The 24,368-nt window shown below is 67.3% G+C and carries 21 protein-coding genes; 7 read left to right on the top strand and 14 right to left on the bottom strand.

Going from position 1 to position 24,368, the window contains the following annotated elements:
• Nucleotides 1-41 precede the first annotated feature (41 nt).
• The gene (locus EYS42_RS10215; protein ID WP_130968069.1) at nucleotides 42-2,018 is read right to left on the bottom strand and encodes a UvrD-helicase domain-containing protein; all 1,977 of its coding nucleotides are present in this window, start codon (nucleotides 2,016-2,018) and stop codon (nucleotides 42-44) included.
• A gap of 153 nt (nucleotides 2,019-2,171) precedes the next feature.
• Here EYS42_RS10215 and EYS42_RS10210 point away from each other — a divergent pair, with 153 nt between their 5' ends.
• Nucleotides 2,172-3,713, top strand: a complete 1,542-nt coding sequence (locus EYS42_RS10210) for a methyl-accepting chemotaxis protein (protein ID WP_245503598.1) — start codon at nucleotides 2,172-2,174, stop codon at nucleotides 3,711-3,713.
• Here the strand turns inward: EYS42_RS10210 and ylqF are convergent, their stop codons facing one another.
• Complete coding sequence (gene ylqF / locus EYS42_RS10205; protein WP_130968068.1) at nucleotides 3,714-4,730, bottom strand: ribosome biogenesis GTPase YlqF; 1,017 nt, start codon at nucleotides 4,728-4,730, stop codon at nucleotides 3,714-3,716.
• Nucleotides 4,731-4,783: 53 nt separating this feature from the next.
• Nucleotides 4,784-5,797, bottom strand: a complete 1,014-nt coding sequence (locus tag EYS42_RS10200) for a tRNA dihydrouridine synthase (RefSeq protein ID WP_245503597.1) — start codon at nucleotides 5,795-5,797, stop codon at nucleotides 4,784-4,786.
• Between the two features lie 138 nt (nucleotides 5,798-5,935).
• Here EYS42_RS10200 and EYS42_RS10195 point away from each other — a divergent pair, with 138 nt between their 5' ends.
• The 3 genes from EYS42_RS10195 (at nucleotide 5,936) to EYS42_RS10185 (ending at nucleotide 8,922) form a co-directional block, all read left to right on the top strand.
• Nucleotides 5,936-7,390: a cytochrome P450 gene (locus tag EYS42_RS10195; protein ID WP_130968067.1), complete on the top strand. Its 1,455-nt coding sequence runs from the start codon at nucleotides 5,936-5,938 to the stop codon at nucleotides 7,388-7,390.
• A gap of 75 nt (nucleotides 7,391-7,465) precedes the next feature.
• Nucleotides 7,466-8,353: an HDOD domain-containing protein gene (locus EYS42_RS10190; RefSeq protein WP_130968066.1), complete on the top strand. Its 888-nt coding sequence runs from the start codon at nucleotides 7,466-7,468 to the stop codon at nucleotides 8,351-8,353.
• Nucleotides 8,354-8,412: 59 nt separating this feature from the next.
• A complete protein-coding gene (locus EYS42_RS10185; protein ID WP_207301147.1) occupies nucleotides 8,413-8,922 on the top strand; it encodes a DUF1993 domain-containing protein in 510 nt (169 codons plus the stop codon).
• Nucleotides 8,923-8,934: 12 nt separating this feature from the next.
• On the opposite strand, the gene EYS42_RS10180 is transcribed toward EYS42_RS10185, so the two are convergent.
• The 3 genes from EYS42_RS10180 to EYS42_RS10170 form a co-directional block, all read right to left on the bottom strand.
• Nucleotides 8,935-9,339, bottom strand: a complete 405-nt coding sequence (locus EYS42_RS10180; protein ID WP_130968065.1) for a hypothetical protein — start codon at nucleotides 9,337-9,339, stop codon at nucleotides 8,935-8,937.
• 113 nt (nucleotides 9,340-9,452) lie between these two features.
• On the bottom strand, nucleotides 9,453-10,970 hold the full coding sequence (glpK, locus tag EYS42_RS10175) for a glycerol kinase GlpK (protein ID WP_130968064.1): 1,518 nt from the start codon (nucleotides 10,968-10,970) through the stop codon (nucleotides 9,453-9,455).
• A 61-nt stretch (nucleotides 10,971-11,031) separates the two neighbouring features.
• On the bottom strand, nucleotides 11,032-11,793 hold the full coding sequence (locus EYS42_RS10170; RefSeq protein WP_130968063.1) for a DeoR/GlpR family DNA-binding transcription regulator: 762 nt from the start codon (nucleotides 11,791-11,793) through the stop codon (nucleotides 11,032-11,034).
• Nucleotides 11,794-11,952: 159 nt separating this feature from the next.
• Between EYS42_RS10170 and glpD the strand changes: the two genes are divergently transcribed.
• The gene (gene glpD, locus EYS42_RS10165; RefSeq protein ID WP_130968062.1) at nucleotides 11,953-13,611 is read left to right on the top strand and encodes a glycerol-3-phosphate dehydrogenase; all 1,659 of its coding nucleotides are present in this window, start codon (nucleotides 11,953-11,955) and stop codon (nucleotides 13,609-13,611) included.
• Here glpD and EYS42_RS10160 read toward each other — a convergent pair.
• From EYS42_RS10160 to EYS42_RS10140, 5 genes are all read right to left on the bottom strand, one after another.
• Nucleotides 13,525-14,286: a ParA family protein gene (locus EYS42_RS10160; protein WP_130968061.1), complete on the bottom strand. Its 762-nt coding sequence runs from the start codon at nucleotides 14,284-14,286 to the stop codon at nucleotides 13,525-13,527. The genes glpD and EYS42_RS10160 overlap by 87 nt on opposite strands.
• Before the next feature lie 93 nt (nucleotides 14,287-14,379).
• Nucleotides 14,380-14,640, bottom strand: coding sequence for a cell division topological specificity factor MinE (minE, locus tag EYS42_RS10155; RefSeq protein WP_130968060.1), 261 nt, complete (start codon nucleotides 14,638-14,640; stop codon nucleotides 14,380-14,382).
• Between the two features lie 5 nt (nucleotides 14,641-14,645).
• On the bottom strand, nucleotides 14,646-15,461 hold the full coding sequence (minD, locus tag EYS42_RS10150; RefSeq protein ID WP_130968059.1) for a septum site-determining protein MinD: 816 nt from the start codon (nucleotides 15,459-15,461) through the stop codon (nucleotides 14,646-14,648).
• Between the two features lie 48 nt (nucleotides 15,462-15,509).
• Nucleotides 15,510-16,283 carry a septum site-determining protein MinC gene (gene minC / locus EYS42_RS10145; RefSeq protein ID WP_130968058.1) on the bottom strand — a complete coding sequence of 258 codons (774 nt, stop codon included), beginning with the start codon at nucleotides 16,281-16,283 and terminating at the stop codon, nucleotides 15,510-15,512.
• Between the two features lie 74 nt (nucleotides 16,284-16,357).
• A complete protein-coding gene (locus EYS42_RS10140) occupies nucleotides 16,358-16,984 on the bottom strand; it encodes a chalcone isomerase family protein (protein WP_245503596.1) in 627 nt (208 codons plus the stop codon).
• A gap of 473 nt (nucleotides 16,985-17,457) precedes the next feature.
• On the opposite strand from EYS42_RS10140, the gene EYS42_RS17075 reads away from it, so the two are divergent.
• Together EYS42_RS17075 and EYS42_RS10130 are read left to right on the top strand one after the other, a co-directional pair.
• Nucleotides 17,458-17,697, top strand: coding sequence for a hypothetical protein (locus tag EYS42_RS17075; protein ID WP_165456717.1), 240 nt, complete (start codon nucleotides 17,458-17,460; stop codon nucleotides 17,695-17,697).
• Between the two features lie 10 nt (nucleotides 17,698-17,707).
• The gene (locus EYS42_RS10130; protein WP_165456716.1) at nucleotides 17,708-18,310 is read left to right on the top strand and encodes a DUF3617 family protein; all 603 of its coding nucleotides are present in this window, start codon (nucleotides 17,708-17,710) and stop codon (nucleotides 18,308-18,310) included.
• Here the strand turns inward: EYS42_RS10130 and EYS42_RS10125 are convergent.
• The 3 genes from EYS42_RS10125 to EYS42_RS10115 all read right to left on the bottom strand — a co-directional run bounded on the left by EYS42_RS10125 (nucleotide 18,291) and on the right by EYS42_RS10115 (nucleotide 24,190).
• Nucleotides 18,291-19,844 carry a methyl-accepting chemotaxis protein gene (locus EYS42_RS10125; RefSeq protein WP_165456715.1) on the bottom strand — a complete coding sequence of 518 codons (1,554 nt, stop codon included), beginning with the start codon at nucleotides 19,842-19,844 and terminating at the stop codon, nucleotides 18,291-18,293. The two genes, EYS42_RS10130 and EYS42_RS10125, sit on opposite strands and share 20 nt — an antisense overlap.
• Before the next feature lie 89 nt (nucleotides 19,845-19,933).
• Nucleotides 19,934-21,502, bottom strand: coding sequence for a methyl-accepting chemotaxis protein (locus tag EYS42_RS10120; protein WP_130968054.1), 1,569 nt, complete (start codon nucleotides 21,500-21,502; stop codon nucleotides 19,934-19,936).
• A 159-nt stretch (nucleotides 21,503-21,661) separates the two neighbouring features.
• A complete protein-coding gene (locus tag EYS42_RS10115) occupies nucleotides 21,662-24,190 on the bottom strand; it encodes a YgiQ family radical SAM protein (protein ID WP_245503595.1) in 2,529 nt (842 codons plus the stop codon).
• Between the last annotated feature and the right edge of the window lie 178 nt (nucleotides 24,191-24,368).

Genomic DNA, 24,368 nt, shown 5'->3' with positions numbered 1-24,368 from the left:
TGGGTTTCCAGAGGCTGAAAAGCCTTGATTGTGGGGGCTGCTCAGGGCAGCCAGCCGGCGTCTTTGAGGAATCGCGTGGGCTTGTCCGGACGGTGGACCAGGGTGAGCGCCCGGCGTGCCCGGGTGATGCCCACGTAAAAGAGGTTGCGGTTGTCGCTGTGGCGGCCGGTGCCGCCGAATTCGCCGCTGTTGAGCCCCGGCATGATGACATGCTCGAACTCCAGGCCCTTGGTGGCCTCCAGCGTGGCCAGCACCACGCCTTGTTGCGCCTTGCGGCCCGTGAGGTGGTGCAGCTCGAAACTGTCGAGGCCGCGCATGAAGGCAGGCAGGTCGTCGAACTCGGTGGCCAGGGCCAGCAGGGCCTGCAGGTGGCGTTCGACCTGCTGCACGTCTTCCTGGCGCACCATCACGCGGCGGGCCAGCCAGTCGGGGCGCAGTGGGCCTTGCAGGGCTTGCACCAAAGGGGCCACCGTGCCTTGCTGCATCAGGGCCACCACCTCGTGCACCCAGGCGCGCACGCGGCGGTCGGCCGTGCGCAGCACCTGGTTGTCCATGAACATGGCCAGCAAGGCCGGTTCGTGGGCCACGGCCTTGAGTGCTTGCGCCGTGAGCTGCCGATGGGCCGGGCTGCCGGGCAGGTCGTCGGTGCCAGTGTCTACCTGCGCGCCGGTGAAGGTGAGCAACGCCCCCAGCAGGCGCTGGCGGGTGTCGGGGGTGGGGTTGTGGTCCAGCGCCGAGAAGGCATGGGCCATCAGGGCTCGCAAGAACAGCACCTCGGGCCGCCACAGGAAGGTGGTGAAGCCCAGCGTGCGGTAGTTCACGCCGTGCTGCAGCAGGCTGGCCTCCAGGGCCACCGACTGGCTGGGGTGGCGCAGCAGCACGGCCAGCTCTTCCGGTCGGCTGGCCAGGGGGCGCCGTGCCCGCGGGTGACCGGGCACACTGTCAAGCAGCTGCCAGCGCATGGCGGTGTCGTCCAGGGCCAGCACCTCCACCAGGGTGTCCTGGGGTTGCAGGGCCACGCAGGGCTTGCGAGCCAGGCGGGCCACCGGCGTGGCCAGGGAAGCGCCAAAGCGCCAGGTGCCATGCAGGGGGGGGCGGTGCGGCACGGCCACTTCCTGCTCGAACCATTCGCCCATGAAGCGGGCGTCGGCACCTGCCACCGAGTGGATCACCTGGTCGCGGTCGCCCACGCCCACGAAGGCGCAGGGGTTGTGGCGCAGCAGGTGCTGCAGCACCGTGAACATGGCCCGGTTGGTGTCGTGCATCTCGTCGACCAGCACCAGGTTCAGGCCCAGGGCCAAGGGGTGCACGGGCAGGGCCAGGCGGTCGTCGTCGGTCAGCAGCATGCGCGCCAGGTCGTAGGTGGCGTCGTGCGGGGCGCGGAAGGCGTGGCGGTCGGGGTGGCCGCCGCGGCGCAGCAGTTCGTAGCGCCCGTACACGCGCAAGGCCAGGTAGTCGTGGCCCAGGCTCTCGGCCAACGCAGGGGTGACAGGGCTTTCCGAGGCCTGGAAAAACAGGTCCATCGTGCCCTTGAGCTGGCGGAAGCTCAGTAGCAGGCCTTCCACGCTGCCCTCGCCATTGCCTTCCAGGGCGAAGTGCTCGCGGTGGCGCTCGTCGGGGTTGTCGAGTGTGCGGGCCAGGGCCGTCAGCACGTGCGGGCGCAGGGCCTCCGGGGTGTCGAGCCAGGTGGTGCCGGGCTCTTCGAAGGTGGCCAGCAGGTCGCGGCAAAAGCGGTCGAAGGTCTGCACGCGCAAACCCTGCCGCTGGGCCGTGGGCACGCCGATGCGGGCCAGGGCCTGCTGCAGTGCCAGCACCGCAGGTTCGGTGTAGGTCAGCGCCAGGATGCGGGCCGGATCGGCCCCGCGGTGCAGCGCCTGGGCCAGGCGCAGGGCCAGGGTGGTGGTCTTGGCGGCACCCGCGTTGGCCTCGATGATGACGTGACGGCGTCGCTCCAGCTGGATGGCCAGTTGCTCATCGGTGGGGCTCAGGCCCTGGGGCTGGAATGTGGAATCTGACATGGTTGATCGGCGCGCAGGTCTGATTGTCGCCTCTGGTGCAGCAAAGGGCTTCAGTGCGGTGCAGAAGTGCCGAAACACCGACACAGCGCCATTGATCGTGCCGGGGTGCTGCCAGGGTTCATGTCAGGCGCGAATCAACCGGGAGGCTTGCCCATGCAACTTTCCATCAAGCATCGCCTGATGAGCTTCAGCGTGATGGCCATCGTGTTCGTGCTGACTGTCGGTGCCGTGGGGCTGGTGGCCGCACAGCGTGAATCGGCCGTGTCCAGCCAGATGGCCGAGAACACCACGGCCTTGCGCCTGCAGATGCAGGCCGACATGATGCACGACGCTGTGCGGGGGGATGCCTTGCGGGCCGTCCTGGCCGGCACTCAGCAGGAGACCACAGAGTTCAAGGCCATCCGGGCTGAATTCGATGAGCATGCAGCCTCATTCCGTGAGTCCATCCAAGGGCAGCTGGCCTTGTCTTTGCCGCCTGAGCACCTGAAGTCGGTCGAGGCCGTCAAACCACGGCTGGAAGCCTATCTGGGTGCTGCGCAAAAGGTGCTGGACACCGCGCTGAGCCAGCCTGACCAGGTCGCGTCGCTGTTGCCGGCGTTTCAGAGCGCTTACGCCGAGCTGGAAGACCCGATGGAGGCCCTGGGGGAAGGTCTGGAGACGCGGGCCCAGCACCTCAGCGAAGAATCGATGGCCGCAGCCCGTCAAGCCTGGTGGTTGATCGGGCTGGCCTCCTTGGCCAGTGTGGTGGCGCTGGTGCTGTTTTCTCGGGCCTTGCGGCAGGGCATTCTGGTGCCGATTGCCGAGGCGACACGGGTGGCGCGCACGGTGGCCGCAGGAGACCTGACCTCGCGCATCGATGTGAAGCGACAGGATGAGATTGGCGAGCTGCTCAATGCCCTGCGTGACATGAACGAGCACCTGCGCACCCTGGTGGGCGATGTGCGCCAGGCGGGCGAGGCCATTGCCACCGGCGCCGACGAGATCGCCCTGGGCAACTCCGACCTCAGTCACCGCACCGAAACCCAGGCCAGCAACCTGCAGCAGACCGCCGCGTCGATGGAGCAGCTCACCAGCAGCGTGAACCACAACGCCGAAGCCGCCTTGCAAGCCAACCAGCTGGCCTCGCAGGCTCGTGACGTGGCCAGCCGCGGCGGCGAACTCGTGTCGCACGTGGTGGGCACCATGGGCGAAATTTCAGAGGCCAGCCGCAAGATCAACGACATCATCGGCGTGATCGACGGCATCGCGTTTCAGACCAACATCCTGGCGCTGAACGCGGCAGTGGAGGCTGCCCGTGCGGGCGAGCAGGGCCGTGGATTCGCCGTGGTGGCAGGCGAAGTGCGCAGCCTGGCGCGCCGCAGTGCCGATGCCGCCCGCGAGATCAAGCAGCTGATCCACAACTCGGTGGAGAAGGTGGACAACGGCTCGCGCCTGGTGTCGGATGCGGGGCACACCATGGAAGAGATCGTGACCCAGGTGCGCCGTGTCTCGGAGCTGATCGAAGAGATCAGCCATTCCACGCACGAGCAATCGACGGGCATTTCGCAGGTGTCGCAGGCGGTGGGCCAGCTCGACGAGGTCACGCAGCAGAACGCGGCGCTGGTGGAGCAGTCGGCGGCCGCCGCCGAGAGCCTGAAGGGCCAGTCGCACCGGCTGGTCAGCTCGGTGCACGCCTTCAGGCTGGGCGAGGGCTGATCAGGCCTGCTCGCTGTCTGTGCCGTCTTCACTGTCGGCGCTTTCAGGGCCCTGGCCGGGCTGCTCCCAGCTTTCGCGTTCACCGCGGAAGCTGCGTTTGCGGCCCTTGGCCTTTTCTTCGCGCACTTTCTGCAGGGCAGCCTCGCGGGCATCGGCCTCGGCCTGCCACTGCGCGAACTGCTCGGGCGTTTCCAGCGTGACGCGGCCCAGCAGGTTCTGCCTGAAATCATTGAGCACCACTTCGGCGGCCTTGGTGGTGTTCACGCGGTTGCCACCGATCACGGCGCCGCGCTTGCGCCCGATGGCCTCCAGCAGCGTGTCTTCGTGGGCCTGTGCAATGTCCAGGCTCGGGTCGAGCTTGTAGCGGGCCTGCAGCAAGTGGGGGTAGGGGCCCTTGAGCGATTGCAGCAACTCCAGGGCCACCTCTTCTTCGTCGTAGGCGTTGCGGCCCACGGCGCCACTGGCGGCCAGGTGGTAGCCACCTTTTTCCACCGTCAGCTTGGGCCACAGCATGCCCGGGGTGTCGAACAGGTAGAAGTCACTGGCCAGGTTGATGCGCTGCTCCATGCGCGTGACACCGGCCTCGTCACCCGTCTTGGCGGCCTTGCGGCCCACCAGCGTGTTCATCAGGGTGGACTTGCCCACGTTGGGGATGCCGCAGATCAGCACGCGCAAGGGCTTGTCCATGCCGCTGCGGTGCGGCGCGAGTTCGCGGCAGGCTTTGATCAGGCGCTGCGCCGGGGCCTTGTCGCTGGCGTCCAGCGCGATGGCGCGGGTGTCTTTCAGGCCGTTGTAGTGGGCCAGCCAGGCCTCGGTGCGCTCGGGGTCGGCCAGGTCCTGCTTGTTGAGCACCTTCAGGCGCAGCCGGTGGCCCGTGATCTGGTCGAGCAGGGGGTTGCGGCTGGCGCCGGGCAGGCGCGCGTCCAGCAATTCAATGACGACATCGATGTCCTTGATGCGTTCTTTGATGGCTTTCTGGGTCACGTGCATGTGACCGGGGAACCACTGGATGGCCATGGGCGGTGCGGGAATCTGGAAACTAACCCGCCATGGTACGCGAGCTGCGCCTTTCAGGCCAGCTGCGCCGGGTGCTCGGCCGTGCCCAGCCCGTCCAGCCCGCCAAGCCCTTGCAGCCAGACCTGCATGTCCCGGCTGTCGCGCAGGGTGCGGCAGTCCATGTAGGCGGCCTCGGCCTCGGGGTAGGTGCGGCGCAGGTAGTTCAGCCACTGCTTGATGCGGCCAGCCCGGTGCTTGGGCACCACCCGCGGCAGCACCAGCTGCCAGTACAGCTGCAGCAGCGGGACCACCTCGCCCCAGGGCACGGCAGGCTGGTCGTTCAGGGGCGCATCGCCGGGCAAGGCCAGGGCCTGCGCACGGATGGCCAGGGCCAGGCCCGGGTCGGCCACGATGCCGCGCCCCAGCATCAGGTCGGTGCAGCCACTTTCGCGCAGGCAGCGGCGGGCGTCGCTCACGGTCCAGATCTCGCCGTTGGCCACCACGGGCAGGCGCACGGCCTGGCGGATGTCGGCGATGCGGTCCCAGTAGGCCGGGGGGCGGTAGCCATCGGCCCGGGTGCGGGCGTGCACCACCAGCTCGCTGGCACCACCGGCCTCGATGGCCTGGGCGCAGGTCTCGGCCAGGCTGTCGTCGTGAAAGCCCAGCCGCATCTTGGCCGATACCGGCACATGGGCCGGCACGGCGCGGCGCACGGCCAGCACGATGTCATGGATCAGCTCGGGCGTTTGCAGCAGGGCGGCGCCACCGCCGTGGCGGTTCACCACCTTGGCCGGACAGCCGAAGTTCAGGTCGATGCCCTCGGGGCCCAGGCCGGCCAGCTTGGCCGCGTTGTCGGCCATGCAGGCCACGTCCGAGCCCAGCAACTGGGCGCGCACAGGCACGCCGGCCGGGGTGCGGCCGCCGTGGTTCAGTTCAGGCACGATGCGCTTGAATGCCCGCTCAGGCAACAGGGTGTCGGTGATCCGGATGAATTCGGAGACACAGCGCGAAACGCCCCCCACACGGGTCAGGGCGTCGCGGAGCGAGCAGTCCAGCAGGCCCTCCATGGGCGCAAGCAGGATGTTCACGGCGCGCAGTGTACCCAGCCTGCGGCCCGGCACACCTTTCAGTCGGGCATTGGTGAATGCCTGACCCGCAAGCCCGGGGCGCACTGGCGAGAGGGTGTTTCGTGTCGTGGGATCATTCAATGCTTGCGGAGAACCCTCATGACCACAGCCTCGACCCTCGGAAGTGCCGCCTCGGTGCGCCACCTGAAAGACCTGCCTGGCCCACGGCCCTGGCCGGTGGTGGGCAATGCCCTGCAGCTGGACCGCTCGCGCATCCACCTCGACATCGAGCGCTGGGCCGCGCAGTACGGTGAGGCCTTCCGCATGAGGCTGGGCAAGCGCGAGGTGCTGGTGGTCAGCAGCCATGAAGCCATCTCGAACGCCATGCGCGACCGGCCCGAAGGCTTTCGCCGCCCCTCGGGGCTGGCGCGCATCATCGGCGAGCTGGGCATGGCGCCAGGCCTGTTCGTGGCCGAGGGCGAGCACTGGCAGCGGCAGCGTCGCATGGTCATGGCGGCGTTTTCACCCACCCACATCCGCGCGTACTTCCCTCAGCTCAAGCGGGTGGCCGAGCGTTTCCGCGGCCGGCTGGACAAGGCGGTGGCCAGCGGGCAGCCCGTGCCGCTGCAGGCCGACCTGATGCGCTTCACGGTGGACGTGATCACTGGGCTGGCCTTCGGACAGGAGACCAACACCATCGAGGCCGAAGGCGACATCCTCCAGCAGCACATGGACCGCATCTTCCCCATGCTGTTCAAGCGCCTGAACAGCATCTTCCCGGTGTGGCATTACTTCAAGACCGAAGAAGACCGCGTGCTCGAACGCAGCGTGCACGAGGTGGTGCAGGCCATCGAGCATTTCATGCGCGAGGCCCGGGCCCGGCTGGCGGCCGACCCCACCCGCCGCGCCCAGCCACCCAACCTGATCGAAGCCTTGATCGTGGCCTCGGAAGCGCCCGACAGCGGCATGACCGAAGACGACGTGGTGGGCAATGTGTTCACCATGCTGCTGGCCGGTGAAGACACCACGGCCAACACCATGGCCTGGCTGCTGGACCTCCTGTGGCGTCAGCCCCAGGCCCTGCGCAAGGCCGTGGAAGAAGCGCGCCGCGTGGTGCTGCCCTTCGAGGCCTTGACCATGGACGGTGTGGGTGAGCTGCACTACCTCGACGCCTGCATCAACGAGGCCATGCGCCTCAAACCGGTGGCACCTTTCCGCATGCTGGAAGCCCTCAAGCCCCAGGTGGTGGCCGGGGTTCAGGTCGATGCCGGCACCATGGTGTGGTGCGTGTCGCGCCATGACAGCCTGAGCGAGGCCTGCTTCGAGGCCGCCCGCGAGTTCCGTCCCGAGCGCTGGCTGGAAGAAGACACCGCCGCCCAGCAAGGGCAGGCCAGTGTCAAGCGCGTGTCCATTCCGTTCGGCGCGGGCCCTCGCGTGTGCCCGGGCCGTTACCTGGCCATGGTCGAAATGAAGCTGTGCCTGGGCATGCTGCTGGCCCATTTCGACATCGACAGCGTGGACACCCCCGACGGCCAACCGGCCCAGGAAGTGATGAATTTCACGATGACCCCACTGGGGCAGCGCCTCCGCCTGAAGCGCGCAGTGGCACCGTGAGGCCAGGCGGCGCCCTCAAGCTTGTCCAGCACCTGTCGATAAGTCTCCGGTAGAGACCCGACAGGAACGCGCAAGATGACCGAGGCTGTGGCCCCTTCCCGACTGGACGCTGTGCAGACCGAGCTGGAGCAGGCCCGCAAGAGCGCCACGCTGCAGTCCTTGCAGATCCCGCCATGCCCCGAGTTGCTGGTGCGCCTGCGCGAAGCCCTGTCGCACGCCGAACCCGACCTGAACGAGGTGGCCCGCATTGCCACGTCGGACGTGGCCATGTCGGCCACCCTCATCAAGGCAGCCAACAGCCCGGTGTACGCCCAGACACTGCCCGTGCAGACGCTGGGGACTGCCTTGAACGTGCTGGGCCTGGACGAGAGTGCCGCCCTCATGACCCGCTTCCTGGCGGCCGGGGCCATCAAGGTGCCCAGCAACCCCAGCATGCAACGCTTCTGGGAGCGTTCGGCCAAACGCTCGGCCGCCATGGTGTACCTGTCCAGGGCCATGCCGGGCATCCATGCCGATGTGGCCCAGACCTACGGGCTGTTCTGCCATGTGGGCTTCCCGGTGATGCTGCAAAGCGTCAAGGGCTATGCCGGTACGCTGGTGGAGGCCGCGGCCCGCATCGACCGGCCCTTCATCGCCACCGAGAACGCCAACCACAAGACCGACCACGCCGTGGTGGGCGCCCTGGTGGCCAAGGTGTGGAAGCTCTCGCCGCTGGTGTCGTCGGCCATCCGACTGCACCATGACCTGGACCTGCTGCGCAAGGGCGAAGCCGCCGATGCCGACGTGATCAACCTGATCGCCGCGGGCCTGGTGGCCGAACGCCTGATGCGCCGCCACGAGGGCCTCCCCGACGACGCCGAATGGCTGCAGCATGGCGAGGCCGCACTGAACTGGCTGTTCGTGGGCGAGCAGGAGCTGGCCACCTGGGAAGACGAATTGCGGGACATCCTGGACGCGGTCTGACGCCTGCGCGCAGATCCGGTAGGCTTGCGCTCCACACCCCAACCTGCGGAGACTTCCGGATGACTCAGCCCCTGTCGATGTACCAAGCTTTCGTGCCTGGCGTGAGCAACACCTTGCAGGCCCTGTCTCAGGTGCTGGCCAAGGGCGCAGCCCATTGCGAGGCCCGCAAGATCGACCCCAGCGCTTTCCTGCAATCGCGCCTGTTCCCTGACATGTTCCCGTTGGTCAAGCAGGTGCAGATCGCGTGTGACATGGCCAAGGGGGGCGTGGCCCGCCTGGCCGGCTTCGACAACCCGAAGTTCGACGACAACGAAACCACGTTCGCTGAACTGCAAGTGCGCATCGAGCGCACACTGGCGTTCATTCGCAGTGTCAGCCCGGAGCAGATCGACGGCTCGGAAGGCAAGGTCATCACCCTGACCTTGCCCAGCCGCACCCTCGAGTTCACCGGGCAGCAGTACCTGACCACCTTCGTGATCCCCAACGTGTACTTCCATGCCACCACGGCCTACAACCTGCTGCGCCAGGGTGGGGTTGAAGTGGGTAAGCGTGACTTCCTGGGCGGCTGAGGCCCTGGCGCTTCAAGGAGCAGTGGCGGGCGCCACCGGGTACACGCAGCGTTCGGCGGTGTCCACGCTGTAGAAAGAGGTGCGGGTGTCGACCCGCACGGCCTTCAGGGCCTTGAGCAGCGTCTCGAAACTGCCCTCGGCCGCGAAGGTGCCTTTTTCCATGCAGGCCGAAAAGCCGCCTTCCTTGCCATAGCCCGACACGTCGAAATAGTCGACGGTGCCTCGGTACACGGCGTCACCGATCAGCAGCTTGACCTTCTTGAAGGCCGTCTGGTCCACGCCGGGGCCGATGCCGCCAATGCTGACCTGGATGGCGCCCACCGTGGTGGGCAAGGCTGCCTGAGCGTGGGGCATGCCGACCACCAGCAGCGAGGCGACAGACAAGGGCAGGGCGAGGTGACGGAACAAGGCGGGCATGAGGGCTCCTGGTGTTGTGAGGGACACGCACGCTTGAATGCGTCGCGTGGCATGAGAATCGGTTGGTCATCTTAGCCCGCTGGTCCGCGCTGTCACCCCAGGAACACCCGGCCTCAGGCCACCACCCTCGTGACGGCTGCGTGCCAGGCGGCCATTTTCTGGGCCGCCTCCTCGCGGGGCAGGGTGGGCAGGAAGCGGCGCTCGGCCCGCCACAGGGCGCTGAGCTCGTCGGTGCCCGCGTAAAGGCCGGTGGCGATGCCGGCCAGGTAGGCGGCGCCCAGGGCCGTGGTCTCGGTCACGGCCGGGCGCACCACCGGGATGCCCAGCAGGTCGGCCTGGAACTGCATGAGCAGGTCGTTGCGGCAGGCGCCGCCATCGACCCGCAACTCGCTCACGGGCTGGCCCCCGGCCGCGGCCAGGTCCTGCCCCATGGCCTGCAGCAGGGCCGCGCTTTGAAAGGCGATGCTTTCCAGGGCGGCGCGCGCAATGTGGGCCACCGTGGTGCCGCGTGTCAGGCCCAGGATGGCGCCCGTGGCGTGCGGCTTCCAGTAGGGAGCGCCCATGCCCGTGAAGCTGGGCACGAAGAACACGCCGCCCGCATCGGGCACGTTCAGCGCCAGCTGTTCGACCTGGTGGCTGCCTTCGATGGCCTGCAGGCCGTCGCGCAGCCATTGCACCACCGCCCCGCCAATGAACACGCTGCCTTCCTGAGCGAATGCGGGCGTGCCGAGTGCGGGTGCCAGGGGGGTGGCGGCCAGCGTGGTGATCAGCCCGTTCTGCGACGGGCAGCGTTGCGCACCCGTGTGCATCAGCATGAAGCAGCCTGTGCCATAGGTGTTCTTGACCAGGCCTGGCGTGAAGCAGGCTTGGCCAAACAGCGCGCTTTGCTGGTCACCGGCCAGCGCGCCGATGGTGATGGGCGCGCCCAGCACGTCGGCCGAGGTCTGCCCGAACCGATGGGCCGAGGCCTGAACCTCGGGCAGCAGGCTGCGCGGGATGTCGAACAGCGCCAGCAGCTCGTCGTCCCAGCACTGGCGCTCGATGTTGAACAGCATGGTGCGCGAGGCATTGCTCACGTCGGTGGCGTGCACGGCGCCGGCTGCCGTGGTGCCGCCCGTGAGCTGCCACAGCAGCCAGCTGTCGATGGTGCCGAAGGCCAGCTCGCCCGACTGGGCCCGCTGCCGTGCACCCGGAATGTGCTCCAGCATCCAGGCCAGCTTGGTGGCCGAGAAGTACGCATCGACCACCAGGCCCGTGCGCTGGCGGATCAGCTCGGCGTGGCCAGCCTCGCGCAGGCGCTGGCACAGGGCCTCGCCCCGGCGGTCTTGCCACACGATGGCGTGGCCCAGCGGGCGGCCCGTGGCGCGCTCCCACAGCACGGTGGTTTCGCGCTGGTTGGTGATGCCGATGGCGTGCACCTGGTGCGCCGACAACCCGGCCTGCTTCAGGGCCTCGCGGGCCACGGCCAGCTGCGTGTGCCAGATCTCGGTGGCGTCGTGTTCCACCCAGCCCGGCCGGGGGAAGTGTTGCGTGAATTCGCGCTGGGCCACCGTGACCGGCTGGCCCTGGGCATTGAACACGATGGCGCGTGAGCTGGAGGTGCCCTGGTCAAGGGCGAGCAGGTGGGCCATGGGGTCTCCTCAGGGGGGGGGGCTTGTGGATGTCGGGCAGGAGGGGCAGGGGGCAGCGGCTTCAGGCCACCACCACGTCGATGCCGGCGTCTTGCAGCAGGGTGTCGAACGGGGCGGGTGGCGGTGCGTCGGTGAACAGGCGGTCCACCTGCTCCAGGCGCGCCAGTTCGACCATGGCCGGGCGGTTGAACTTGCTGTGGTCGGCGGCCAGCCACACCTGGCGGCTGTGCTCGATCAGGGCCTGGGCCACCTTCACCTCGCGCAGGTCGAAATCGCGCAGGCTGCCGTCGGCCTCGATGCCGGAAATGCCGATCAGGCCGATGTCGACCCGGAACTGCCGGATGAAATCGACCGTGGTCTCGCCCACGATGCCGAAATCGTGCGGGCGCATCACGCCCCCGGCCACGATCACCTCGCAGCCCGGCGCGCCGGCCAGGGTGCGGGCCACCTGCAGGTTGTTGGTGATCACGCGCAGGCCCTGGTGCTGCCGCAACTCGTGCGCGATGGCCTCGGTGGTGGTGCCCAGGTTGATCAGCAGCGAGCAGTGGTTGGGAATGGCCTGGGCCACGGCGCGCGCCAGGCGCTGCTTGCCGGCCGCGTTCAGGGCCTGCCGCTGCTGGTAGGCCAGGTTCTCGGTGGTGCTGGAAGGCACCCGCACGCCGCCGTGGTAGCGCTGCAGCAGTTGCGCCTCGGCCAGCGCGGTCACGTCACGGCGCACGGTCTGCAGCGTCACGTTCAGGGTTTCGGCCAGGCGGTCGATACCCAAGGTGCCATGGGTGCGGACCAGCTCCAGCAGCTGCGATTGACGGGGCGAGAGGTTCATGGGCGAGAGCAGTCAGCGTACAGATCGTGCGCGAGAATGCGCGAAAGCGATCATAAGCGAGCGCAAAAGAAATAAATCGAACTAAAATGGTCAAAAAGGAATCCGAAGAGCGATGAATCAGGCGGGTAACGCGCAGATTCACGCGCAATGGAGCAGTTCATGAGCGCAACACACACACAAACGAACCCGAACGTCGCCGATTGTGCCGTGCTGGTGGTGGGCGGCGGCATCAATGGCGTGGGCATTGCGCGCGACCTGGCGGGGCGGGGCCTCAGCGTGATCCTGGCCGAGAAAGACGACCTGGCCTCGCACACCTCGTCGTCATCGACCAAGCTGATCCATGGCGGGCTTCGCTACCTGGAGCACCGTGAGTTCGGCCTGGTTCGCAAGGCGCTTCAGGAGCGTGAAACCCTGCTGCGCAGCGCGCCGCACATCATGCGGCCGCTGCGTTTCGTGCTGCCGCACGACGACCACCTGCGCCCGGCCTGGATGATCCGCCTGGGTCTGTTCCTGTACGACCACCTGGCCACGCGCGAATTCCTGCCCGGTTCGCGCGGGCTGAAGCTGCAAGGCCACCCGCTGGGGGCGCCGCTGAAGGCCGGCTACACCCAGGGCTTTGTGTACTCTGACGGCTGGGTCGATGACGCCCGCCTGGTGGTGCTGAACGCGCAAGACGCCCAGGCCCGTGGCGCGCAGGTGCTCACGCGCACCCGGGTGGTGTCGGCCGTTCGCGAACACGGCGGCTGGACGGTGCAGTTGCAGCAGTCGCCCGAGCAGGGTGGCGCCAGCCGCACCGTGCGTTGCCGCGCTCTGGTCAATGCGGCCGGCCCCTGGGCGGCGCAGTTCCTGAACGATTGCACCGGCGTGCGGTCGGCCCACAGCCTGCGCCTGGTCAAGGGCAGCCACATCGTGGTGCCACGCCTGTTCGACCACCAGCACGCCTACATCTTCCAGGCGCCCGATGGCCGCATCGTGTTCGCCATCCCCTACGAGCAGCGCTTCACCCTCATCGGCACCACCGATGTCGAGATCCCGTCGGTGCCCGACCAGGCCCGCATCGCCGAAGACGAAGTGCGCTACCTGTGCGAGCAGGCCAGCCGCTACTTCAAGCAGCCCGTGCTGCCCGGCCACGTGTGCTGGAGCTACGCGGGCGTGCGCCCCTTGCTGGAAGACGCCAGCGCCAACGCCAGCGCCGTGACGCGTGACTACCTGCTCGAAACCGATGGCGCCAGTGGCACCCCCGTGATGACCGTGTGGGGCGGCAAGATCACCACCTACCGCAAGCTGGCCGAGCAGGCCGCAGACCAGTTGTGTGGCCTGCTGGGGCACACCGCCCGTGCCTGGACGGCCCACAGCACACTGCCCGGTGGTGACGTGGCCGCACGCCTGGCCCAGCACACGGGCCGTCGGCCCACCGGGCCTGACCAGGGCATGCAGGCCTGGGTGGCCCGCCTGCAGGCGCAGTGGCCGTGGTTGCCTGCGCCGGTGCTGCAGCGATGGGCCCACACCTATGGCACGGCCATCGACCAGGTGGTGGGCAAGGCCCGCAGCCTGTCGGAGCTGGGCCCCACCGAAGTGCCCGGCCTGTACCAGGCCGAGCTGCGCCATCTGGTGCGCCACGAATGGGCCCGCCATGGCGACGACGTGCTGTGGCGCCGCACCAAGCTGGGCCTGCACCTCACGCCCTCGCAGCGGGCGCTGGTGCAGGAGCTGGTCGAAGACCTGCTGGTGTCAGAGGGCGTTGTGCAGCGCCAGCAGCTCCTGGGTGAGCTTGTGCCGGGCGTCGAGGTGCACCATCGGCCGCGACAGCTGGTGTGATTCCTTCACCTTGACCGAGGCGCTCAGGTAGGGCTGCAGCACCGGCAGGCCTTCGTCGATCAGCTCCTGCACCAGCTGCTGCGGCAGGCTGGCGCGGGCCTGGAACTGGTTCACCACGATGCCCGAGACCTTCAGCTCGTCGTTGTGGTCGGCCTGGATCTCCTGCACGTTCTCCAGCAGCGTGTACAGCGCGCGGCGCGAGAAATCATCGCAGTCAAACGGGATCAGGCAGCCCTGTGCTGCGATCAGGGCCGATCGCGTGTAGAAGTTCAGCGCAGGCGGCGTGTCGATGTAGATGCGGTCGAAGTCGTCGGCCAGGGCTTCCAGCGCCTCGCGCAGCTTGTAGATCTTGTGGCGGCTTTCCAGCTTCACGTGCAGCTCGTCGAGCGCCGGGCTGGAGGGCATGACCGACAGGTTCGCCCAGGGGCTGCCCACGATGAACTCGGTGGTGTCCTTGGGGCGGGCCGTGAACTTCAGGCTCTGGTCGAAGAAGTCCGCCGCGGTGGGCGTGTCATCGCCCAGCGAATCACCCAGCAGGTAATGCGACGAATTGCCCTGGGTGTCCAGGTCCACCAGCAGCGTGCGCAGGCCTTGCTGCGCGCTGATGGCGGCCAGGTTGCAGGCGATGGTGGACTTGCCCACCCCGCCTTTCTGATTGAAGACCACGTAACGCATGTTGCCAGCCCCTGTTCAAAGCCCCGTTTGTGGGGCACTGAAGCCATTGTGCACTGCAACATGCGCAAGTTCATGACCAACCCGCTGCGGTGCTCAGGACTTGTTGTCTGGCAGCTCGATCTTGACCTCGAGCACTTCCAGGTTGTCCTGGCGTTCCATCGACACCTTGATGTCGTCCGGGTTGATGGCCACGTACTTCGAGATCACGGCCACCAGCTCGCGTTGCAGGTCGGGCAGGTAGTTGGGGCTGGCCGAGCGGCCATTGCGCTCGTGCGCGAGGATCAGTTGCAGGCGCTCCTTGGCCACCGAGGCCGTCTGCTTCTTTTCCCCGAGGAAGAAGGAAAGGAATCCCATGGCGTTCACTTGCCTCCGAACAGTCGCTTGAAGAACCCGGGTTTTTCAGCCTCGATGAAGCGCAGTGGCTTGTCCTGGCCCAGGAAGCGGTCGATCACGTCGCTGTAGGCCTCGGCCACATCGGTGCCCTTCATGTGGATGGCCGGGATGCCCTGGTTGGAGGCGTTCAGCACGCTTTCCGACTCGGGGATCACGCCGATCAGCTTGACCTTGAGGATGTCGTACACGTCGTCGAGCGACAGCATCTGGCCACCCTCGACCCGGTTGGGGTTGTAGCGGGTGATCAGCAGGTGTTCCTTGATGGGCTCGCCACCGTCTTGTGCACGCTTGGTCTTGCTGCTGAGCATGCCCAGGATGCGGTCGGAGTCGCGCACCGACGACACTTCCGGGTTGGTCACCACGATGGCTTCGTCGGCAAAGTGCATGGCCATCAGGGCCCCGGTTTCGATGCCGGCCGGCGAGTCGCAGATCACGTACTCGAAGCCCATCTCGCCCAGCTCTTTCAGCACGCGCTCGACGCCATCTTGCGTCAGGGCTTCCTTGTCACGCGTCTGCGAGGCGGCCAGGATGAACAGGTTCTCGCACTGCTTGTCCTTGATCAGGGCCTGGTTCAGGTTGGCCTCGCCGTGGATCACGTTGATCAGGTCATAGACCACGCGGCGTTCGCAGCCCATGATCAGGTCGAGGTTGCGCAAGCCCACGTCGAAGTCGATGACGGCGGTCTTGTGGCCGCGAAGGGCCAGGCCCGAAGCAAAGCTGGCGCTGGTGGTCGTCTTGCCGACGCCACCTTTGCCGGAGGTCACCACGATGATCTTGGCCATGGATGGCGGTCCTTTCGAAGGGGTTGGATCTGGTCAGAATGAAGGGGGTCAGAGGTCGAGCGGCTCGAACACGAGGCGCTCGCCGTCCAGCCGCACCTGCGCCGGTTTGCCGGCCACGCTGTCGGGCAGCGGGTTCTCGGTCGTGCGGTAGGTGCCGGCAATCGAAATCAGTTCGGGCGACAGGCCCATGCAGAAGATGCGGGCCTCGGTGTTGCCCTTGGCGCCGGCAATGGCCTTGCCTCGCAGCGGCGCGTAGATGTGGATGGAGCCGTCGGCGATCACTTCGGCGCCGTTGTTCACGGCCGCCATGACGACCAGGTCGGCGCCCTTGGCGTAGACCTGCTGGCCCGAACGCAAGGGCTTGTCGACGATCACGGTCTTGGCGGCGGTGGGCACTTCCACGCGCACTTCCACAGGCACCTGCACTTCACGCACCACCTCGCGCACCACTTCCTGCACCACGGTTTCGGTGCGGGCCGGCGCGGCCTGGCTGTCGGGGGCTTCGCCCAGGCCCACGGCGGCGGCGGCATCGAGTTGCTTGCTGCTGCCACCGCGCACGGCCACGGGCTTGAGCTTGTAGCGCTGCAGCAGGGCGATCAGGGCGGGGAAATCAGGGGCCGTGTTCAGGCTGCCCAGCGGGGTCAGGTCGATCACCACCGGGTCATGGCTGAAGAAGTCGGGCGTGTCGGCGAAACGCTCTTCCATGGCCTTTTCCAGGGCCGGGATGTTGCCGGTGCGAAGCACGAACGAGACCAGCGTGAGCGAAGCGCTCTTGAGGTCGAACAGCGCAGACGGGTTCCCTGAAGAAGAGACAGCAGACATGACAGGCGGCCTTGGAAAACACCGAGTTTAAGGGCAAGCCGAGGCGCTGCCCGGCCGGCCGTGCCCTGCGCGCCTCAGTCGGTGGCCAGCGTGGGGTCGGTGGCGGCGCGTGAGCGATCGAGCAGGGCATCGCGCAGCAGGCGGTCGACCGGTGCATCGCCGAACCAGATGCGCAGGATCATGGTGAAGAACTCGTCGTTGCCCACAGGGGCCCCTTGTGCCTTGCCTTCGATGAAGAAGGTGGTGCCTTTGCCGGGCTCGAACACCATGCTGAAGTCGTCGCCCGGCATGAGCTTGGGCTTGCCCGAGAACACCTGAATGAGGCGGCCTGTGGCCGGCGTGTGCCGGTTCATCTGGTCGGCGCTCGCATTTTCCGCCATGCCCTTGAGGAAGAGCCGGCCCAGCTCCGTGCCCGACAGTTCGCGCCGGGCGATGAACTCCAGCCGCTTGGGGCCCGGCAGCGCCAGCAACTCGGCCACCGAGCCCACTTTGCGCGGCGTGTACAGCGCCAGGTCATACACCTTGAAGGTGAAGCGGTAGCGGGTGCCGAAGCCGTTCAGGCGCAAGGGCGTTTCGCCCGCTTCCAGCGTGCGGGGGAAGGGCGTGCTGGTGGCCTTTCCTGCCGTGGGGGCCAGCAACCAGGGGGTGATGGCCATGGCGATCAGCGCCTGCCGGCGCTGTGCTGCCTCGAAACTGCTCACAGGGGTCCTCCGAAACACCGATGGGGTGTCTGTGGGTGTTTGAATGGTCAGATGGCCCGAAAGGGCGCGGACGTGATGGTAACGGCCCCCTGAACACGGGGCGCGGGCATTCGGGTTTTCCGGGCCGTTGGGGCACGTGCGGATCTGTCAAAGTCAAACGCCAGACGCGGCGCTCTTGCCATGCCTCTGTTGTTCGCCGTTTGTCCACCAACGCCATGATCCGAAGCACACTGACTTGCCTTTCCCTGGCCACTTTGGCTTTTGGGGCCACTGGCGCCCATGCCGCTGAACTCGTCAAGCCCGCAGCCCCAGCTGCGTCGGCGGTTGTCTCGGCTGCGCCCGAGCTCCAGAGGAGCGAGCTCGACGCGCTCTACCATCACGCCGGCATGATGGCGATCAACCAGTACTGTCGCGCTCGAGGTCTTGATCAGGCTGCTGGCATTGAGAAACTGCTCCAAGCGAAGCTGGTTTTCATGCGCCGAATGGCGGCCAGTCCGAAGGTGCCGGCCGATCTGCGTGAGCGCATGCCCGCCGTCATCGCTCGCACGGAGACCCGACAGGTCGAGCCTGAAGCCACTGCGCCCATCCACAAGAAGCTCAAGTTGGCCACCGACGCCGAGATCCGCCAGGAGTGCGCGGTGGTGCGCAACACCCTGGTCGATGAGACCAAGGTGCTGGCCGTGCTGGAAGAGCAGATTTTCGGCAAGCAGTAAGGGGCCCGCCATGACTCACATCACCCGTTGCTGGGTGGCTGGCGTGTTGCTGGTTGCCCTTCAGGTTCAAGCCCAGGGGCAGGCCGTGCCGGTCAAGCCTGGCCTTTGGATGACAGGGACTCGACAGGCCATCGATGGCAAAGCCACGCCTGCCTCGATGGGGCCTCTGGGGATGCTTTCTGATGCCGAGGCACGCGAGGTACGCCAGGCCCTCAAGCCCCTGGGCTTGCCCGATGGGTTCGAGCCCAGTCTGGAATGTCAGTCCGACACGTCGATCGATTTTCAGTCGCGTTTGCTCGACATGGCCAAGGACATGTGCAGCAGCCCGACCGTGAAGGTCGAAGGCACACGCACCACCTTCCAGACCCAGTGCCGCGCACCGCAGCCGCCGGGCTCTCGTCAGTCCATGCACTCCATGGACATCATGAAGATCGAAGGCCTGGTCGATGCCATCTCGCCCATGCACACCCGCATCGAGCAGAAGATCGTCAACACCAATCCCAAGCGCAAGCAGACCACCGAGGTGAAGTCGGTGGCCCGCTGGCTGGGTGACGACTGCAGCCAGGCACCCAAGGGTCTGCGCGCCGAATTGTTCAACCAGCTCGTGCGCTGACCACCCGGAACACCGACACCGTGTCGGTGAGATGCCGCGCCTGCTGGTGCAGGCTGGCCGCCGCCGTGGCCGTTTCTTCGACCAGCGCCGCATTGGCCTGGGTGTCGCGGTCCATGTGCTGGACCACCTGGGCCACCTGGGACAGGCCCAGGGTCTGCTCTTGCGTGGCCTGGCTGATGTCGGCCATCAGGCGGGTCACCTGCTCGATGGCGCCCACGATGTTGACCATGGTGCTGCCCGCCGCATCGGCCTGCTCGGCGCCTGCCGTGACACGCTCCACGCTGGTCGTGATCAGGCCCTTGATTTCGCGGGCGGCGTTCGCGCTGCGCTGCGCCAGCGAGCGCACCTCGGACGCCACCACGGCAAAGCCCCGACCTTGCTCTCCTGCACGGGCTGCCTCCACGGCGGCGTTCAGCGCCAGGATGTTGGTCTGGAAGGCGATGCCATCGATCACGCCGATGATGTCCGCAATCTTCTGAGACGAGTGGTGGATCTGCTGCATGGTGCCCACCAGCTGCTGGACCAGCGAACCGCCTTGTTGTGCGACGTCGCTGGCCCCCTGTGCCAGATGATTGGCTTCGCGGGCGCTGTCGGCATTCTGACTGACGGCGCCAGACAGCTGCGACAGGGCCGACACCGAGCGCTCCAGCGCGCTGGCCTGTTCCTGCGTTCGACGGGCCAGGTCGGCGCTGCCGGCTGACACCTCGGTCGAAGCACTCGCCACGCTGTCGGCGTCCTGACGCACGTTGTCCACCATCTGGCGCACACGCTCGACCATGTGCAGCAGGCTGTCAAGCACGCTGCCTGGGGGCACTTGCCCATCGTGAGACTGCGTGGCCAGATCACCCTGGGCCACGCGGGTCAGGCGTTGGCGCAGGGCTTCAGGCTCTTCGCCCAGCAGCTGTTCTGTGCGACGGGTGATCAGCGCCAGGGTGGCCAGCAAGGCCAGCAGCCCCAGCGCTGTGACGATGCCCATGGTGAGCCAGGTGGCACGCCGCTGCTGGTGTGCGGCCTGGTCCTGTGCCTTGGCATGGGCTTCGATGCCTTCGATCACGTCCTCTTGCTCTTGTTCCAGCCGCGTGAACAAGGCGCTGAACTCGCCGAGGTGGGCCATGGCGTTGGCATGATCCTTCGCGGCCAGTTGCACGATCTCTTCGCCCTTGGCGGTGTAGGCGGCCACGGTAGGCTCCAGGCGGGAGATGCCTTGTTGGAGTGCCGGAGGCAAGGGCTGGGCCTTCAGCGCGGCCACGCGCTCCCGGAACTCGATGGCATGTTCCTTGGCGGAAGCCCGTGCCAGCTGCACGGCATCGCTTTGCTGATTCTGTGCAGCCAGGAGGGCCTGGTACACGTCGCCTCGAAGGGCGTCATGGGCCATGTCGCCCATGGTGGCATTCTGGGTGGCTTCTGTGGCGACCACGTTGTCGTCCATCGCGTGGCCCAGGGCGTTGAGGCCCCAGCCGCCTACGGCGCCGACGGTGGTGGTGATGCCCAGGCTCAGGGCAGCCAGGCTCAGCAGCAGGTGACGCAATGTCATGGATGTCATGCTCCAGGTTGAATGGATTCAGGTGCGTCACGAACCTGAGCCCCGGTTATCGGCCAAACGAGTGGCCACCTGTAGCGCGATCAATCATGGAAAAAGGCCACAGCTCGGTTCAGGCTTTGTGCCTGCTCCCGCAGTGAGCTGGCGGCAGCGGCGGCCTGTTCCACCAGGGCGGCGTTTTGTTGCATGGTCTGGTCCAGATCCACCACGGCTCGGTTGACCTGCGCAATCCCGTCTGCCTGAAGGCGCGCCCCGTCTGCGATGTCGGCGATCACCTGACGCACTTGCTGCACCGAGCGGACTGTGCGTTCGATGGTGGTGCCGGCATCCTCGACCAGCTCGGTGCCTTGCTGCACGCGGTCCACGCTGGTCTGAATGAGCGATTTGATCTCTTGTGCAGCAGTGGCGCTGCGCTGGGCCAGGGCGCGCACCTCCGAGGCCACCACGGCGAAGCCGCGCCCCTGCTCCCCCGCCCGTGCAGCTTCCACGGCGGCGTTCAGCGCCAGGATGTTGGTCTGGAAGGCGATCGAGTCGATGACCCCCACGATGTCGTGAATGCGGGTGGAGCTGTCATGGATGTTGGCCATGGTTTGCACCACCTGGCTGACCACATGGCCGCCCTGTTCGGCGATTTCACTGGCCTGATGGGCCAGGTCGCGCGCCTGACTGGCCGCCTCAGAGTTGTGCCCCACGCCTTCGCTGAGCTGGTCGATTGTCTGGGCGCTGGCCTGCAGGTTGGCGGCCTGCTGTTCGGTGCGCGTGGACAGGTCGAGGTTGCCCGTTTCGATCTCGGCCGATGCCTGAGCCACCAGGGTGGCCGAGGCGCGGACCTGGCTGACCACCCCCTCCAGGCTGCCGCTCATCTGGTTCATGGCCTGCAGCAGCTGGGCCACTTCGTCGCGGCCTGTCACCTCGGTGCGACGACCCAGCTGGCCATTGGCCACGTCGGTGACGGTCTGGACGGCGTGTTGCAGCGGTGTCGTGATCGAGCGCTGAATCAACACGGCTGCGGTGATGCCCATGGCCAGGGTGCACAGCCACAGGGACGCCAGGCCCCACAGGGTGCTGGTCTCACGGGCGGTGGCCTCGGTGGTCGCACGGGCATTGAGTTCGCGGGCGTGCGTCAGCACACGTTCGACCAGCCGGTCCATCTGTTCGGTGGGGGGGCGGTCCTTGCCCTTGACGGCCTTGTCCACGACCTGGGCGCTGGCCTCCGGCTGACTGGCGTCGTACAGGGTCAGGGCCTCTTCGTACTCACGCACCAGGGTCTGGTGGGTGGTCTGCAATTGGGCCACCTGAGCAGGGTCCAGCCCCAGTGCCTGGTAGCGTGGAGCCAGTTGGCCCAGGCGCTCCTGGGTGAGTGCGCCCTCCTTGCGAAAACCTTTGAGGTGTTTCTCGAACGCCTCGGGCTTGCCGCCGCGCAGCAGGATGTTTTTCCACTCCTGCACCTGTGTCTTGAAGGCCACCTGGGCGCCTCGGGCCAGGTCGATGGATTCCTGTGCCGTGCCCGCCTGGTGGGCCAGCACGGACAGGTGGACGGTGGCCTGACGGACGTGGTAGCAGGCCACGGCACCGATCAGGCTCAGGGCCAGCAAGAGCAGCACGGCCAGGGCCCGGATGCGGGTGCCGATGCGCCAGTGATTCAGAGTCATCCCTGTCTCCTTGTGCAAGGCGCCAGGGAGTTTTCTGCTGCGCAGGGGCCCTGGCGCATGCCCCCGCAGGAGGGCTATCGGCTGCAGTGCAGGCGGGCTTGAACCCCTGAGGCGCGAAAAGCCCCAAGGTGGGGCGTTCTCCGGGGCGCAGGCCTGGGGTTATCGGTCGCGTCGGCCGCCTGGCTTGCGGCCTGTGGGGCCTGCGGCCTTGCCCGTGCCCAGGCGCCCTGAGGCGCGGCTGCCAGTGTCACGCGGGGGCAGGCCCGTGTGCTGGGTCAGCACCTGGCCTTTGCGTGGGGCACTGCCCCGAGCGGGCTGTGCAGATGCCCGTTCCGGGCTCCGTTCACCGGGTGTCGGCTCGCCGCGCTGCACGCGCCCGACCGTCACCACCGAGGTTCTGGTGCCGGCTTGGGTGGAGTTCTTGCGGCGTGCGCTCTGGTAGCCGCCGTCGGTGGTGGGCTGGTAGGTGGGAATGAGCTGGTGCTTGCCGTTGCCGATCAGGTCGGCACGACCCATGGCCTTGAGCGCCTCGCGCAGCAGCGGCCAGTTGTTGGGGTCGTGGTAGCGCAGGAAGGCCTTGTGCAGGCGGCGGCGCTTTTCGCCCTTGACGATGTCGACCTTCTCGCCCTTGCGCGGGTCACGGCTGATGCCCTTGAGCGTGTTCAGGCCTGAGTGGTACATGGCCGTGGCCGTGGCCATGGGGCTGGGGTAGAAGGTTTGAACCTGGTCGGCCTTGAAGCCATTGGCCTTGAGCCACAGCGCCAGGTTCATCATGTCTTCGTCGGTGGTGCCCGGGTGGGCCGCGATGAAGTAGGGGATCAGGTACTGCTTCTTACCGGCTTCTTCGCTGAACTTCTCGAACAGCTGCTTGAAGCGGTCGTAGGCGCCCATGCCGGGCTTCATCATCTTGCTCAGCGGGCCCTGCTCGGTGTGCTCGGGCGCGATCTTGAGGTAGCCGCCCACGTGGTGCGTGACCAGTTCCTTGATGTATTCGGGCGAGCGCACGGCCAGGTCGTAGCGCAGGCCCGAGCCGATCAGGATCTTCTTGATGCCCTTGATGTGCCGCGCCTGCCGGTACAGGCTGATCAGGCGCGAGTGGTCGGTGTTCAGGTTCGGGCAGATGTCGGGGTACACGCACGAGGGCTTGCGGCAGGCCGCCTCGATCTCGGGTGACTTGCAGCCCAGGTGGAACATGTTGGCCGTGGGGCCGCCCAGGTCGGAGATGACGCCCGTGAAGCCCTTGACGCTGTCACGGATGGTCTTGATCTCTTTGAGGATGGACTGCTCGGAGCGGCTCTGGATGATGCGGCCCTCGTGCTCGGTGATCGAGCAGAAGGTGCAGCCGCCAAAGCAGCCGCGCATGATGTTCACGCTGAAGCGGATCATGTCCCAGGCCGGGATGGTGGCGTTGCCGTAGCTGGGGTGCGGGGCCCGCGCATAGGGCAGGTCGAACACCAGGTCCATCTCGGCCGTGGTCAGGGGGATGGGCGGCGGCGTGATCCAGACATCTTGTGCGCCGGGGCCTTCGCCGTGGCGCTGCACCAGGGCGCGGGCATTGCCCGGGTTGGTTTCCAGGTGCAGCACGCGGTTGGCGTGGGCGTACAGCACCGGGTCGTCCTTCAGGGCCTCGTAGGCCGGCAGGCGGATCACGGTGCGGTCGCGCGGGGGCAGGGTCATCTTGCCGCGCAGCGGGGTGGCGGTCTGGCCTGCGTCGGCCTTGCGCGCCAGGGCCGGGTTGGGCACCAGCTTGATGGGCTTGGCACCACCGGCCAGGTCGGCTTGTGCGCCCTGGGGGGCGGCACCCTTGAGGGGGTCGAAGGCGCCGGCATCTTCCAGCGCGCAGCTTTGCCCCTGTTCGGCGGCCTGCTGGGCCATGCCCATGTAGGGGTTGATGTGCTGGTCGATGCGGCCCGGGCGGTCGACCTCGGTGCTGTCCAGCTCGAACCAGCCCTGCGCAGTGGCGTCGTTGCGGCGGCGGATGAAGGCGGTGCCGCGCACGTCGGTGATGGACTCGATGGGCTCGCGGGCGGCCAGGCGGTGGGCCACTTCCACGATGGCGCGTTCGGCATTGCCGTACAGCAGCAGGTCGGCCTTGGCGTCCATCAGGATGGAGCGGCGCACCTTGTCCTGCCAGTAATCGTAGTGCGCGATGCGGCGCAGCGAGGCCTCGATGCCGCCCATCACGATGGGCACGTCCTTGTAGGCTTCGCGGCAGCGCTGGGCGTACACGGCCGAGCAGCGGTCGGGGCGTGCGCCGCCCTGGCCACCGGGCGTGTAGGCGTCATCGCTGCGGATCTTGCGGTCGGCCGTGTACCGGTTGATCATGGAATCCATGTTGCCGGCGGTCACGCCCCAGAACAGGTTGGGGCGGCCCAGGGCCTTGAAGGGCTCGGCGCTCAGCCAGTCGGGCTGGGCGATGATGCCCACCCGAAAGCCCTGGTTCTCCAGCATGCGGCCGATCACGGCCATGCCGAAGCTGGGGTGGTCCACATAGGCGTCGCCCGTCACGATGACGATGTCGCAGCTGTCCCAGCCCAGGGCGTCCATTTCGGCGCGGGTGGTGGGCAGGAACTTGGCCGTGCCGAAGCGCTTGGCCCAGTAGGGCTTGTAGGCGCTCAGCGGGCGCGCTGCCGGCATGCCACGGGTGGCGTCAGGCAGGGCGGTGGGCGCGGCAAGGGACTCGGACATGGCGGCGGGCTCGGGTGGGGGCGCAAGGCAACCCGACATTATCGCCGCGAGGGCCTGCTGCGTGGCTTGCCCCTGAGCGGCACGGGGCCATGCCAGGGCCCCTGCTTGCGGGGCTGGCGCACCTGGCGTGCAGGGCTGAGGGGCATCCCTGATGTCCGCACCGGCGGGGCCGCGCAGA

The organism is Aquabacterium lacunae (assembly GCF_004310865.1).
GTDB classification, from domain to species: domain Bacteria; phylum Pseudomonadota; class Gammaproteobacteria; order Burkholderiales; family Burkholderiaceae_C; genus Aquabacterium; species Aquabacterium lacunae.
This window is presented reverse-complemented; position numbering and strand designations above follow the sequence as displayed.

Excerpts from the sequence above, each read along its gene's own strand:
- glpK (WP_130968064.1), bottom strand. The coding sequence starts at position 10,970 with ATGGCCCACCTGCTCGCCCTTGACCAGGGCACCTCCAGCTCACGCGCC.
- ylqF (WP_130968068.1), bottom strand. The coding sequence starts at position 4,730 with ATGGCCATCCAGTGGTTCCCCGGTCACATGCACGTGACCCAGAAAGCC.
- EYS42_RS17075 (WP_165456717.1), top strand. The coding sequence starts at position 17,458 with ATGCGCCGAATGGCGGCCAGTCCGAAGGTGCCGGCCGATCTGCGTGAG.
- EYS42_RS10125 (WP_165456715.1), bottom strand. The coding sequence starts at position 19,844 with ATGACATTGCGTCACCTGCTGCTGAGCCTGGCTGCCCTGAGCCTGGGC.
- minC (WP_130968058.1), bottom strand. The coding sequence starts at position 16,283 with ATGTCTGCTGTCTCTTCTTCAGGGAACCCGTCTGCGCTGTTCGACCTC.
- EYS42_RS10190 (WP_130968066.1), top strand. The coding sequence starts at position 7,466 with ATGACCGAGGCTGTGGCCCCTTCCCGACTGGACGCTGTGCAGACCGAG.
- EYS42_RS10180 (WP_130968065.1), bottom strand. The coding sequence starts at position 9,339 with ATGCCCGCCTTGTTCCGTCACCTCGCCCTGCCCTTGTCTGTCGCCTCG.
- EYS42_RS10185 (WP_207301147.1), top strand. The coding sequence starts at position 8,413 with ATGACTCAGCCCCTGTCGATGTACCAAGCTTTCGTGCCTGGCGTGAGC.
- minE (WP_130968060.1), bottom strand. The coding sequence starts at position 14,640 with ATGGGATTCCTTTCCTTCTTCCTCGGGGAAAAGAAGCAGACGGCCTCG.
- minD (WP_130968059.1), bottom strand. The coding sequence starts at position 15,461 with ATGGCCAAGATCATCGTGGTGACCTCCGGCAAAGGTGGCGTCGGCAAG.
- EYS42_RS10210 (WP_245503598.1), top strand. The coding sequence starts at position 2,172 with ATGCAACTTTCCATCAAGCATCGCCTGATGAGCTTCAGCGTGATGGCC.
- EYS42_RS10215 (WP_130968069.1), bottom strand. The coding sequence starts at position 2,018 with ATGTCAGATTCCACATTCCAGCCCCAGGGCCTGAGCCCCACCGATGAG.
- glpD (WP_130968062.1), top strand. The coding sequence starts at position 11,953 with ATGAGCGCAACACACACACAAACGAACCCGAACGTCGCCGATTGTGCC.
- EYS42_RS10115 (WP_245503595.1), bottom strand. The coding sequence starts at position 24,190 with ATGTCCGAGTCCCTTGCCGCGCCCACCGCCCTGCCTGACGCCACCCGT.
- EYS42_RS10130 (WP_165456716.1), top strand. The coding sequence starts at position 17,708 with ATGACTCACATCACCCGTTGCTGGGTGGCTGGCGTGTTGCTGGTTGCC.
- EYS42_RS10170 (WP_130968063.1), bottom strand. The coding sequence starts at position 11,793 with ATGAACCTCTCGCCCCGTCAATCGCAGCTGCTGGAGCTGGTCCGCACC.
- EYS42_RS10160 (WP_130968061.1), bottom strand. The coding sequence starts at position 14,286 with ATGCGTTACGTGGTCTTCAATCAGAAAGGCGGGGTGGGCAAGTCCACC.
- EYS42_RS10195 (WP_130968067.1), top strand. The coding sequence starts at position 5,936 with ATGACCACAGCCTCGACCCTCGGAAGTGCCGCCTCGGTGCGCCACCTG.
- EYS42_RS10120 (WP_130968054.1), bottom strand. The coding sequence starts at position 21,502 with ATGACTCTGAATCACTGGCGCATCGGCACCCGCATCCGGGCCCTGGCC.